12 protein-coding genes are annotated in these 11,887 nt (G+C 70.5%); 6 read left to right on the forward strand and 6 right to left on the reverse strand.

Going from position 1 to position 11,887, the window contains the following annotated elements:
• From DEJ21_RS04700 to glpX, 4 genes are all read right to left on the reverse strand, one after another.
• Positions 1-408, reverse strand: a complete 408-nt coding sequence (locus DEJ21_RS04700) for an SMI1/KNR4 family protein (RefSeq protein ID WP_146247694.1) — start codon at positions 406-408, stop codon at positions 1-3.
• 5 nt (positions 409-413) lie between these two features.
• Complete coding sequence (locus DEJ21_RS04705) at positions 414-1,973, reverse strand: WXG100 family type VII secretion target (RefSeq protein ID WP_146247695.1); 1,560 nt, start codon at positions 1,971-1,973, stop codon at positions 414-416.
• A gap of 67 nt (positions 1,974-2,040) precedes the next feature.
• Positions 2,041-2,937 (reverse strand): hypothetical protein, encoded by an 897-nt coding sequence (locus tag DEJ21_RS04710; protein WP_111223863.1) that lies wholly within the window; start codon positions 2,935-2,937, stop codon positions 2,041-2,043.
• Positions 2,938-3,020: 83 nt separating this feature from the next.
• Positions 3,021-4,010 (reverse strand): class II fructose-bisphosphatase, encoded by a 990-nt coding sequence (gene glpX / locus DEJ21_RS04715; protein WP_017886722.1) that lies wholly within the window; start codon positions 4,008-4,010, stop codon positions 3,021-3,023.
• A 159-nt stretch (positions 4,011-4,169) separates the two neighbouring features.
• Between glpX and fbaA the strand changes: the two genes are divergently transcribed.
• Together fbaA and DEJ21_RS04725 are read left to right on the forward strand one after the other, a co-directional pair.
• Positions 4,170-5,198: a class II fructose-bisphosphate aldolase gene (gene fbaA, locus DEJ21_RS04720; RefSeq protein WP_017886723.1), complete on the forward strand. Its 1,029-nt coding sequence runs from the start codon at positions 4,170-4,172 to the stop codon at positions 5,196-5,198.
• A gap of 105 nt (positions 5,199-5,303) precedes the next feature.
• Positions 5,304-6,563 (forward strand): M18 family aminopeptidase, encoded by a 1,260-nt coding sequence (locus tag DEJ21_RS04725; protein ID WP_111223864.1) that lies wholly within the window; start codon positions 5,304-5,306, stop codon positions 6,561-6,563.
• A 409-nt stretch (positions 6,564-6,972) separates the two neighbouring features.
• Here DEJ21_RS04725 and DEJ21_RS04730 read toward each other — a convergent pair whose 3' ends face one another.
• On the reverse strand, positions 6,973-7,719 hold the full coding sequence (locus tag DEJ21_RS04730) for a DUF6264 family protein (RefSeq protein ID WP_111038844.1): 747 nt from the start codon (positions 7,717-7,719) through the stop codon (positions 6,973-6,975).
• Positions 7,716-8,780, reverse strand: a complete 1,065-nt coding sequence (locus tag DEJ21_RS04735; protein ID WP_372439471.1) for a 4-hydroxy-3-methylbut-2-enyl diphosphate reductase — start codon at positions 8,778-8,780, stop codon at positions 7,716-7,718. Before DEJ21_RS04735 ends, DEJ21_RS04730 begins: the two co-directional genes overlap by 4 nt.
• Before the next feature lie 126 nt (positions 8,781-8,906).
• Between DEJ21_RS04735 and xseA the strand changes: the two genes are divergently transcribed.
• The 4 genes from xseA (at position 8,907) to DEJ21_RS04755 (ending at position 11,762) form a co-directional block, all read left to right on the forward strand.
• Positions 8,907-10,142 carry an exodeoxyribonuclease VII large subunit gene (xseA, locus tag DEJ21_RS04740; RefSeq protein ID WP_111029593.1) on the forward strand — a complete coding sequence of 412 codons (1,236 nt, stop codon included), beginning with the start codon at positions 8,907-8,909 and terminating at the stop codon, positions 10,140-10,142.
• Positions 10,143-10,213: 71 nt separating this feature from the next.
• Entirely contained in the window at positions 10,214-10,459 is a 246-nt protein-coding gene (locus DEJ21_RS04745; protein ID WP_071405754.1) for an exodeoxyribonuclease VII small subunit, read from the forward strand.
• Positions 10,456-11,091: a DUF4245 domain-containing protein gene (locus DEJ21_RS04750; RefSeq protein ID WP_071405755.1), complete on the forward strand. Its 636-nt coding sequence runs from the start codon at positions 10,456-10,458 to the stop codon at positions 11,089-11,091. Before DEJ21_RS04745 ends, DEJ21_RS04750 begins: the two co-directional genes overlap by 4 nt.
• Positions 11,092-11,147: 56 nt before the next feature.
• Positions 11,148-11,762 carry a carbonic anhydrase gene (locus tag DEJ21_RS04755; RefSeq protein WP_027464510.1) on the forward strand — a complete coding sequence of 205 codons (615 nt, stop codon included), beginning with the start codon at positions 11,148-11,150 and terminating at the stop codon, positions 11,760-11,762.
• The last annotated feature ends 125 nt before the right edge of the window (positions 11,763-11,887 follow it).

Genomic DNA, 11,887 nt, shown 5'->3' on the forward strand with positions numbered 1-11,887 from the left:
TCAGTCCTCTTCCTGCTCCGCGAGCCACGCAGCTCGATGCTCCTCCATCTCCTCCCACCAGACGCCGAAGGACGCCCACTGGCCTCGGTACTCCATCCCAGGCGAAGCGAACGTATGGATTATCAGCACGGGAGGGTCGCCCGAATGGTCGCCACCGTCAAAGCAGAACACATCGTCAGTGTCCTGGTGCTTTGCGAAGGGTACGAGGGAACGGGTCGGGTACTGATTAGCGACAGTTTCAGCCCAGAAGTACAAGTCGTCTTCATACTTACAAAGCCACGACCATGGCGTGATATCCGGTAACTGGTCGGATGCAACCACCAAGAAGAACCGCTCCGGATAAACAAAGAGATCCGGTTGCACCTGACGAATCGCGATCAAACGTTCGTCGGTAGAAATCTCTCGCAAGTCCCTCACCGTGTGACCCCATTGAGACGTGGCAGATCGTTGGAGCCGTTTGGATTGGCGCTTGACCAGCTCTTACCCTGTCCCGCTATACGAACCTCCGCCGCATCGCCCCAGGTGGCCGGCTCGCGGCCGTTCTTGCGGAACCGCTTGACCTCGTCAGCGGTCAACGCCTCGTTGTGCTCGTGCGCTCGGGCCTGCACCGGAGTGTCAGTTTCGCGCGCCGCCATGATCCGTGTGTTGTCCATGCTCGTGACAGCTCCGTCGGGCATCTCGACGACATCCACAGGGTCACCGCGCCAGCCGCCGTTACGCATGCTGTTGGTGATGTCGTCGTAGTTGGAAGGTTTGCCGGTAGTTCGGTCGATCCTGTTGAAGGAGACGGACTTCTGCGAGAACCGAACAGCACCAGGTTCGAACGGCCGAACGACTCGCTGCAGGGGTGTGAACAGCTTGCCCAGCTTGGACGTCGAATTGAAGGCATTGACCTGCTTCGCGATCACGTCACGTCCACGTGCGAATCGACTGCCGACGTGTAGCAGCGAGGTCGCCCGTCCGCCCTTGCTCGCCATCCGCATCGCCCGAGCCGTGACCCCTAGACCGCCCGCCAGGGGGACGCAGTCGACGAGGGCCCAAGCGAGGTCCCACCCGTCGGCTTCGCCCTTGCTCATCTTGTACAACGTGTCCGCCAACACCACGAGCGCGATCGCTGCGATGACCAACGTCCACGGCCCCGGGATGATCATCGCGATGATCCCACCCACCGCGACGACGACCTTCGCCACCGACACGATGGTCTCCCACGCCTCGGACCCGAAGATCTTGTCCCACGTGGACTGCTTCCCGAGGCCCGCGTCAGCAGCTTCACCGATCTTCGTCGCGGTCCGCTGCTCCGCGTCCTGCCAGTCACCCTTCGCATCCGCCACGAGCCGCTTCGCCGCATCGATCCGCGACTGCGCCGCCGAGATGTCCCCCTGCGCCGAGCTCACGGACCCCTGCGCGACGGACGCGTTGTCGGACGCTGCCCGCAACTGCGCCGGCGAGGGAACATCCACCCCGTCCGGCACGTCGGAACCCGCCGGGTACTTGTCCGCGACCTTCGACAGGTCCTTCGACGCCGACTCGTAGTGCGACAACGTCGACTGCGCATCCGCCAACCGGTCCTGCGCCGCGGCGAGGTCCCCGGTGGCGTCCTTCGCATCCGCCAACGCACCATCAGCCCGGTACTGGGTGTCATCGACCGTGTCAGCCCACCCCGACAACGCCGTCGCGGCGAGTTCGTACGAATCGACGAGCTTCGTCAGGTCAGACGGGGTGTCCTCGATCGCGTCGACGAACACATCCGCGGCTTCACCCTCCCAGTCGGTCAGCCACCCGGAGCCCTTCACCGACTTCAGCCGGGTCGAGGCGTCATCGGCCGCGTCGGAGATGCGCTGGTACTCCCGCGCCATCATCCGCAACGTCGACGGATCCCCCTTGACCGGATCATCACCCTGATCGACAACGTCCCACCCCGACGGCCGCCCCATCATTCCTCCCCAGGTCCGATCTGTCGCGCTGTTGTCCACAAGCGCGCGAGTGTGACCATATCAGGGGGCAGCGACGGGGACGAGTGCCACGACCGGGGTCGAACCGTCAGAGGGCCGCGCGGACCGACTCGAGGTCCGGGAAACCGCGGAGCCGGTAGCGCGTCGGGCGGACCTCGAGTTCCTCGATCAACCCGGACGCCAGCTCACGCAGCCGACCGAACGGCACGGGCTGCGTCTGTCCGTCGAGGGTCACGAGCACGATCGTGTCGACCGCGGCGACGACGGTCTCGACGTCCTCGGTCCACGACGAGTACGAGAAGGCCGGGTCGTCCTCGGCGAGCCGGGCGACCGAGACCGCACCGACGTGGATGTCCTCGCCCCGCCGGTCGAACGACTCCTGCAGGGCGTCCTGCTGCAGGTTCGCGGCGGTCGCCGTCCAGAGCGCGCGGATCGTCCGGAGCTCGCCGTCGAGTGACGGGTGCTCGAACCGGACCCACCCGTCACCGCGCAGCACCATGGGCGGTCCACTCAGGACCTCGCCCTCGTCGTCGGCCAGGATCTGCTGGGCGACACCGGCCGCGACCTGGAGCCCGTCCTCGTCCTGGTCGCCGGTGACGATGAACGTCGTCGGCGCAACCGGGAAGACCACTGCGCTGCCGCGGAACTCGATCCCCTGGAACGCCTGCGGTGCGAGCACGAGCACCACGGCGAGGTCGGGGTCCTGGATGACGATCGTGCCGGGCTGGATCACCGCCACGTCGCCTCCGGCCTGCTCCTGCGCGGCGGCGACGGCTGCACGCAGGACGTCGTCGTCCGCCCAGCCCATCTCGGCGAGCGCCGGCGCGGTGAGGATCGCGCCGTCCTCGTCCGCCAGGATCACGCCGAGGTCGGGCGCCACCGGCACGACGTGCGGCAGCCGGTCGGCCGTGCCGTCCGCCTCCGCGTGCAGCGTGCGGATGCCCGCGGTGTCCAGTCCGACGATCCGTGCCGTTGTCGCAGTCATGCGTCGAGCCTACGCAAGGGCTCGTGCAACGGGGCGCCGCCGGAAGACCGGCGACGCCCCGAAGCGGCGGACGATCGTCCGGCCTAGAACCACTTCTCCGCGCGGTGGTCCGCCTGGATGCGGCGGATCGTGTTCGAGCGCGAGCGGAGCACGAGCGAGTCGGTGTGGATGACGCCGCGCGAACGACGGACACCGTCGACCAGGACGCCGTCGGTGACGCCGGTGGCGACGAAGAACGTGTTGTCACCCGTGACCAGGTCGTCCTGGTCGAGGACCTTGTCCAGGTCGTGGCCGGCGGCGATGGCGCGCTCGCGCTCCTCGTCGTCCTTCGGCTGGAGCTTGCCGAGGATCACGCCGCCGAGCGCCTTGATCGCGCACGCCGTGATGATGCCCTCGGGGGTGCCGCCGACACCGACGCACATGTCGATGGTCGAGCCGGGCAGGGCGGCGGCGATGCCACCGGCGACGTCACCGTCGAGCAGCAGTCGCGTGCCGGCACCGGTCGCGCGGATGGCGCGGATCAGCTCGTCGTGGCGCGGACGGTCGAGCACGGCGACGACCATGTCCTCGAGGTCCTTGCCCTTGGCCTTCGCCAGCGCGCGGATGTTGTCACCGATCGGCTTCTCGAGGTCCAGGACACCGCGACCCTCGGGGCCGGCGGCGATCTTGTCCATGTAGAAGACGGCGGAGGGGTCGTACATCGAGCCGCGGTCCGAGACGGCCATGACGGAGATGGCGTTCTGGCGGCCGGCGGCGGTGAGCGAGGTGCCGTCGATCGGGTCGACCGCGATGTCGCAGGCTGGGCCGTGACCGTTGCCGACGTGCTCGCCGTTGTAGAGCATCGGGGCGTTGTCCTTCTCGCCCTCGCCGATGACGACGACGCCGTCGAAGTTTACCGTGCCGAGGAACTTGCGCATCGCGTCGACCGCGGCGCCGTCGGCGAGGTTCTTCTCACCACGCCCGACCCATGGCTGCGCACGGATCGCGGCGGCCTCCGTCGCACGCACGAGCTCGAGCGCGAGGTTGCGGTCGGGCTGGAGGAACAGGGAGCCGGTCTCAGTCGTGGGAGTCACGACCCGAGCCTACCGACCGGCGGCCGACCGACGGTCCGGACACCGGGCCCGTGCACGCATGTGCACGCCGGACGTGAGCCGACCGCGTAACCCGGACCGCGCCTCCAGAGCTTCTGACTACGATCGGCGGGGACATCACCGAAGTCGAAGGAGATCCACGTGCCCATCGCAACGCCGGAACAGTACGCCGAGATGATCGAACGCGCGAAGGCGGGCAAGTTCGCGTACCCCGCGGTCAACGTCTCCTCCTCGCAGACCATCAACGCGGTCCTCCAGGGCCTGCAGGAAGCCGGTTCCGACGGCATCCTCCAGGTCACGACGGGCGGTGCCGACTACTTCGCCGGCCACACCATCAAGAACCGCGCAGCTGGTGCCCTCGCGATGGCGAAGTTCGCTCACGAGGTCGCCAAGAACTACGACATCACGGTCGCGCTGCACACCGACCACTGCCCGAAGGACGCCCTCGACGGCTTCGTCCTGCCGCTCATCGCGGCGAGCGAGGAAGAGGTCCGGCAGGGTCGCAACCCGATCTTCCAGTCGCACATGTGGGACGGTTCGGCCGTGCCGCTCGACGAGAACATCGAGATCGCGAAGACCATGATCGAGAAGACGCGGAACATCAACGCGATCCTCGAGGTCGAGATCGGCGTCGTCGGCGGCGAAGAGGACGGCGTCCAGCACGAGGGCACGAACGACGCGCTCTACACGACCCCGAACGACGTCGAGAAGGTCGTCGACGCGCTCGGCCTGGGCGACAAGGGCCGCTGGATCGCGGCGCTCACCTTCGGCAACGTGCACGGCGTCTACAAGCCGGGCAACGTCAAGCTCCGCCCCGAGCTCCTCGGCGAGATCCAGGCGTCCGTCGCGGCGAAGCACGGCACCGGCGAGAACCCCCTCGACCTCGTCTTCCACGGCGGCTCCGGCTCGACCGACGACGAGATCCACGAGGCCGTCCGCAACGGCGTCATCAAGATGAACATCGACACGGACACGCAGTACGCGTTCACCCGCTCGATCGCGGACTCGATGTTCCGCAACTACGAGGGTGTCCTGAAGATCGACGGCGAGGTCGGCAACAAGAAGCAGTACGACCCCCGCGCCTGGGGCAAGGTCGCCGAGACCGCCATGGCGGCCCGCGTCGTCGAGGCCGCGAAGGTCCTCGGCTCGGCCGGTCACGCCAAGGGCTGAGCAGGTCCGTCCGGCCGGGTCCACCGGCCTGGAGGAACGGGGTGCGTCCGCCGGACGCGCCCCGTTCTGCGTCGGGTCGCCTCCACCCCGTGCCACGATGGGCGGGTGACCGTCGACGCCATCGCCTCCGAGTTCGCCCAGTTCGTCACCGAGTCGCCCACCGCGTTCCACGCGGCGGCGGCGACCCGTGACCGTCTCGTCGCAGCCGGGTTCACCGAGCTGTCCGAGCTCGACGCCTGGCCGACCGAACCCGGTGCGTACGTGGTGGTCCGCGACGGCGCCGTCATCGCGTGGCGCCTGCCCGACGGTGCCGTCCCGACGACGCCGTTCCGGATCCTCGGCGCCCACACCGACTCCCCCGGCTTCCGCGTGAAGCCGAACCCCGGCGTGCGCACCGGGGGCTGGGAGCAGCTCAATGTCGAGGTCTACGGCGGCGCGCTCCTGTCGACCTGGTTCGACCGTGACCTGCGGATCGCCGGCCGGGTCGTCGACGCCGACGGCAGCGTGCGGCTCGTCAGCACCGACGCCGTCGCCCGCATCCCCAACCTGGCCATCCACCTCGACCGCGGGGTGAACGACGGCAAGGAGATCGACCGCCAGCGGCACACCCTACCGATCGTCGGGGCCGACGGCGACGCCGGTGGGACCTCCGTCGTGGAGTGGCTGCTCGCCCGGCTCGGCGAGGGCGCCGTGTCGTGGGACCTGTTCCTCGCGGACACCCAGGCGCCAGCCCGGATCGGCATCGAGCGGGAGTTCCTGGCGTCCGGCCGGATGGACAACCTGACGAGCGTGCACGCCGGACTCCGGGGCATCGTCGACGCTCCGACCGATGGTGACCACATCCCGGTGTTCGCGGCGTTCGACCACGAGGAGATCGGGTCGTCGACGCCGTCCGGTGCCGGTGGTCCGTTCCTCGAGGACGTCCTCGGCCGTGTGCAGGAGGGCCTCGGCGCCACCCGCTCCGAAGCCGCCCGGGCGTTCCGTGGGTCGTGGCTGCTGTCGAGCGACGCTGGGCACCTGGTGCACCCGAATCAGCCGGAGAAGCACGACCCGACGAACCGCCCGCGCCCCGGGGCAGGACCGCTGCTGAAGATCAGCGCGAACCAGCGCTACATGACCGAGGCGAAGGGCGAGGCCGTCTGGGCCGCCGCGTGCGAGACCGCCGGTGTGCCGTGGCAGCCGTTCGTCAACGTGAACACGATCCCCGGCGGCTCGACGATCGGCCCGATCGCGGCGACCCGGCTCGGGATCCCGACGATCGACATCGGCGTCGGACTGCTGTCGATGCACTCGATCCGGGAGCTCGTGCACGTCGACGACCTGGCTGCCCTGCACGGAGCGGTCGCGGCGTTCCTGGCCGGCTGACCTCCGGCTGCTGGCTGGGGTGGTCACGACTCCCTGCACGCGCAGGGCCGAGGGGTCACGAACTGTCGCTCGCGCCAGTGCCAGACGACACTTCGTGACCGCTCGACGGCGGGGCCGCGGCGTGTTGCGACCACTCGGCGGTGGCTGCTGCGCTCGCCCGCGAGGCTGACGACGCTCGCCGGAGGCACACCGGCACCGCTGCTGGCCGAGGGAGGGGCTGCCGAGAGGTCGCGACTCCCCGCACGCGCAGGGCCGAGGGGTCACGAACTGTCGCTCGCGCCAGTGCCAGACGACACTTCGTGACCGCTCGACGGCGGGGCCGCGGCGTGTTGCGACCACTCGGCGCGCGGATGCCGGCGCCGCGAGCAGCCCGGCGGTCAGGCGGTCAGGCGGTCAGGCGGTCAGGCGGTCAGGCGCCGGACTGTCGCAGCATGAAGTCGACGAAGGCCTGGTCCTGCATGACCACGACGACGAACGCGATCGTGCTGATCGCCGTGGCGACGACGGCTCCGACCAGCGGCACCCAGAACGTCCGCTTCCGTGCTCGGAGCCGACGGATGGACCACCAGGCGACCAGGGCGAAGACGACGACGTTGGTGATCGCGGCGATGGCGGCCGCCGTGCTCAGGGCACTCGGGTCGTTCAGCGCCGTGTACTGGGTCTCGAGGGTGCGCCGCACGGTGGAGGCGACCTCGCCCACGGACAGGGACTGCACCACCGAGACCAGCCCGAAGGCGAGCAGCCCGACGGTGAGCACGAAGTCGGCCGGTGTGCGACCGAACCGGCTGCGGGCCATCGACCGCTGCGCCCCGGCAGGGACTGCACCAGAGCGAGCGTCCGCACCGGCGCGTTCGCCGCGGACGCCGTCGCTCGGAGCAGCGTCGCGCACGCCGGTGGCGGGGGCCTGGTCCTGCCGCTCCCGTGCCTGGCGCTCCCGCTCCTGGCGTTCCTGCTCGACGAGGACCGGGTTCACCCAGCCCTCTGGTGCGTACTCGCCGTAGCCGGGGGCGGGGCGGCCCTGGGGCCGACCGTTCGCGGGACCGGCGGCCGACGTCGCGGACGCACCCCGGGCCTCCTGGCCGGTACCAGCGCCGGCGTCGCCGTGGTTCGCCGGGTCGCGACGCGGGACCGAGGACCAGCCGTCCGAGCCGCTCATGCCCGACGCCCGCCGAGCGCGCGCGTCGGGTTGCCCGAGGCGTCGGTGCGGAGCTCCTTGGGGAGCGAGAACATCAGGTCCTCGTGTGCGGTGACGACCTCTTCGACGGCGGCGTAGCCGGCGTCGGCGAGCTGTTCGAGCACCTCGGCCACGAGTTCTTCCGGAACGGACGCACCGCTGGTCACGCCGACCGTCTCGACACCGTCGAGCCACTCCTGCTGGATCTCCTCCGCGTAGTCGACGCGGTGGGCGGCGCGGGCACCGTGCTCGAGCGCGACCTCGACCAGGCGGACGCTGTTCGACGAGTTCGCGGAGCCGACCACGATCACCAGGTCGGCGCCGGGCGCGACCTTCTTGATCGCGACCTGGCGGTTCTGGGTGGCGTAGCAGATGTCGTCCGACGGGGGGTCCTGGATGGCCGGGAACTTCTCGCGCAGCAGCCGCACGGTCTCCATCGTCTCGTCGACGCTGAGCGTGGTCTGCGACAGCCAGACGAGGTTGTCCGGGTCGGGGACCGACAGCGCGGCGACGTCGTCGGGGCCGTTCACCAGGATCGTGCGGTCCGGGGCGTGCCCCATCGTTCCCTCGACCTCTTCGTGGCCGGCGTGGCCGATCAGGATGATGGTGCGCTCGGCCTTGGCGAACCGGGTGGCCTCGCGGTGGACCTTGGTGACGAGGGGGCAGGTGGCGTCGATGGCGTGCAGGTCGCGCTCGGCGGCACCCGCGACGACGGCCGGCGACACCCCGTGCGCGCTGAAGACGACGTGCGAACCCCGGGGGACCTCGGCCACGTCGTCGACGAAGACGGCACCGCGCTGCTCGAGCGTCGAGACCACGTGCACGTTGTGGACGATCTGCTTGCGGACGTAGACGGGCTCGCCGTACTGCTCCAACGCCTTCTCGACCGCGACGACCGCACGGTCCACCCCGGCGCAGTAACCACGGGGGGCCGCGAGCAGCACCTTCTTGGGGCCGGCGACCGGTTCGTCACGCAGTCGACCCCGCGCCGCGTGCAGACGCGGCGGGGCGAGCGGGACCGTGTGGCCGTTGGTGATCGTCACGTCCCCGATGATAGGTGAGCGGCACGCACGCGACCTGGGCGCGCGGAGTGCCTGTGGAGAACACGACGTCCGTCGCCTGTCACCGGTCTCGGGCACGATGGACGTCCCAGCAGGACGAGGAGCGACATGGCGATCGAACAGGGCCCGCCGACGGCCGACAACCCGTGGCCGGTGGCGCTCCTCGGCGCGAAGCTCCGCGACTGGATCGACCGACTCGGCACCGCGTGGGTCGAGGGCGAGATCACGCAGTGGAACGTCGCCGGCGGCAACGTGTACGGCAAGCTCAAGGACGTCGAGGTCGACGCCACCGTGTCGTTCTCCATCTGGTCCAGCGTGCGCTCCCGGGTGCCGGCGGACATCAAGCAGGGCGACCGGGTCGTCGCCGCCCTCAAGCCGAACTACTGGGTCAAGGGCGGCTCGCTGACCATGCAGGTCGTCGAGATGAAGCACGTCGGGCTCGGTGACCTGCTCGAACGCCTCGAGCGCCTCCGCCGCACCCTCGCCGAGGAAGGGCTGTTCGACCCGGCTCGCAAGCAACGCCTGCCGTTCCTGCCGCACCGCATCGGCCTCATCACCGGCAAGGACTCCGACGCCGAGAAGGACGTCAAGCGGAACGCGCAGCTGCGGTGGCCCCAGGTGGAGTTCCGCACCGTGCACACGGCCGTGCAGGGCGAACGGACCGTGGGCGAGGTCACGGCGGCGATCCTCGAGCTCGACGCCGACCCCGAGGTCGACGTCATCATCATCGCCCGCGGCGGCGGCGACTTCCAGAACCTGCTCGGCTTCAGCGACGAAGGGCTCGTCCGTGCGGCGGCCGCGGCGTCGACCCCGATCGTCTCGGCGATCGGGCACGAGGCCGACCGCCCGATCCTCGACGAGGTCGCCGACCTGCGCGCCTCGACCCCGACGGACGCCGCCAAGCGGGTCGTGCCCGACGTCGCCGAGGAGCTCGCCAACGTCCGTGCGGCCCGCGCCCGGCTCGGGCTCCGGCTCTCGCACACGCTGTCGGTCGAGGCCGACCGGCTCGCCGCGCTGCGGTCGCGCCCGGCCCTGGCGTCGACCGCGTGGCTCGTCGACACCCGTGCGGAAGAGGTCGCCCGCGACCTGTCCCGTGCCCGCGAACTGCTCGACCGCCGGCTCGAGCGCGGGCACTCCGAGGTCGGGCACCTGACCGCCCGGCTCCGGGCACTCTCGCCGCGCGACACCCTGCGCCGCGGGTACGCCATCGTGCAGCGTGCCGACGGCGGTGTGGTCCGCGGCACCGACGACCTGTCCGGAGCGACGCCGGTGCACGTCACGCTCGGTGCCGGCACGGCCACGGGCACGCTCGAACCGGACGGCCCCGGCCCGGACGGCTCCTGACCACCACGGGTGTTCTCCACAGCCTGGGTCCGGGCGACGGATCGTCGGTGGACGCTCGGTAGGATCGACCCGTGCCATCCCAGCAGGAACCCGAGCAGACCGACGTCCAGTCGCTGAGCTACGAAGCGGCCCGCGACGAACTCGTGCGCGTCGTGAGCGAGCTCGAACAGGGCTCCGCGACCCTCGAGCGTTCGCTGGCGCTCTGGGAGCGGGGCGAAGCCCTCGCCGCCCGGTGCGAAGAGTGGCTCGTCGGCGCCCGCGCTCGGCTCGACGCGGCCCGTGCCGCCAGCGACGCCCAGGACGGCGCCGGCCGATGACCGACGCCAACGGCCGCCCGATCGTCGCCGAGCTCGGTCGCCCCGAGACGGCAGAGGAGACGTGGGCCCGCAAGGACGCCGCCCGGACCGCCCGCCGGCAGCACCAGACCGCGTTCAACCTGGTCATCGCGCTCATCGCCTCGCTCGGCATCGTGCTGTTCCTGGTGGCGGTCGTCGTCCGGCCCGACACCACGGTGGACCGCACCGTCGACTACCAGCAGATCGCGGCGAAGGCGAACGTCGACGACGTCACCCTGGTGGCGCCGCCGCTGCCCGACGGCTACAGCGCCAACCGCGCAGACTTCGCCAGCAAGACCACCGACGGCGTGGACGTCTGGACCGTCGGCTTCGTGACGCCGGACAAGCAGTACCTCGGTTTGCAGCAGGGCATCGACGCCAACGCCTCGTGGGTGTCGAACCAGCTCGACCAGCGCCCGTCCACCGGTGACCGCACGATCGGCGACACGGAGTGGACCGTCTACGACCGCCGCGCCGAGGGCACCGATGCCGGCAACCACGCGTACTCGCTCGTCTCGACGTTCGGCAAGAACACGATCGTGCTCTCCGGCACCGCCGACGACAAGGCGTTCCGGACCGTCGCGACCGCCGTCTCCCGAGAACTGACCGAGTAGACGACGGGCACCGCCCCGCCAGTCACCACCCCGTCCCACCCGAACCGAGGAGCCCCATGCCCGACCGCGCCGCCTCCACCCCGTCCGACGCCCTGCGCCTGCTGGTCGACGGCAACGCCCGCTTCGCCGCCGACAAGCGCCGGATGGGCCGCGTGGACCCGGACCGCCGCACCGAGCTCGAAGGATCGCAGTCGCCGTTCGCGACCGTCCTCGGCTGCTCGGACTCGCGGGTGCCGTTCGAGCACGTCTTCGACGCGGGCATCGGTGACCTGTTCGCCATCCGCAACGCCGGCCAGATCGTCGACGACGTCGTGCTCGGCTCGATCGAGTTCGCGGTCGTCGCCCTGGGCACGCCCCTGGTCGTCGTGCTCCGGCACACCCGGTGCGGTGCCGTCGCGGCAGCGCGCTCCGGTGAGCCGGTCCCCGCCCCGCACCTGCAGGCCCTCGTCGACGCGATCGCCCCGAGCGTCGAGAAGGTCCGACTCACCGACGCCGAGCTCCCGCAGGAAGCCGTCGGCGCCGCACACCTCGAAGCCACCCTCCGCCAGGTGATCGAGCGCTCCGGCGCGGTCTCCGACGCCGTGGCCGAGGGTAGATTGGCCGTCGTCGGGGCGACGTACGACCTCGCCACCGGAGAAGTCACCATCGACACCGTCGTCGGCCAGGTCTGACCGACCCGACGACGACCGAGCCAGACGAAGAGCGACCCCGACGACGACCGCCCCGGCGACCCCGGGGCGCAGGCACGGGCCGGCGCGACCGCGACCGGCGAGCACCCCAGGAAGGACCACGACGA

Origin of the sequence: Curtobacterium sp. MCSS17_006, assembly GCF_003234215.1 — a bacterium.
GTDB lineage: Bacteria > Actinomycetota > Actinomycetes > Actinomycetales > Microbacteriaceae > Curtobacterium > Curtobacterium flaccumfaciens.

Coding starts and splice junctions, on each gene's coding strand:
- DEJ21_RS04750 (WP_071405755.1), top strand. CDS start 10,456: ATGACCGACGCCAACGGCCGCCCGATCGTCGCCGAGCTCGGTCGCCCC.
- xseA (WP_111029593.1), top strand. CDS start 8,907: ATGGCGATCGAACAGGGCCCGCCGACGGCCGACAACCCGTGGCCGGTG.
- DEJ21_RS04755 (WP_027464510.1), top strand. CDS start 11,148: ATGCCCGACCGCGCCGCCTCCACCCCGTCCGACGCCCTGCGCCTGCTG.
- DEJ21_RS04730 (WP_111038844.1), bottom strand. CDS start 7,719: ATGAGCGGCTCGGACGGCTGGTCCTCGGTCCCGCGTCGCGACCCGGCG.
- DEJ21_RS04710 (WP_111223863.1), bottom strand. CDS start 2,937: ATGACTGCGACAACGGCACGGATCGTCGGACTGGACACCGCGGGCATC.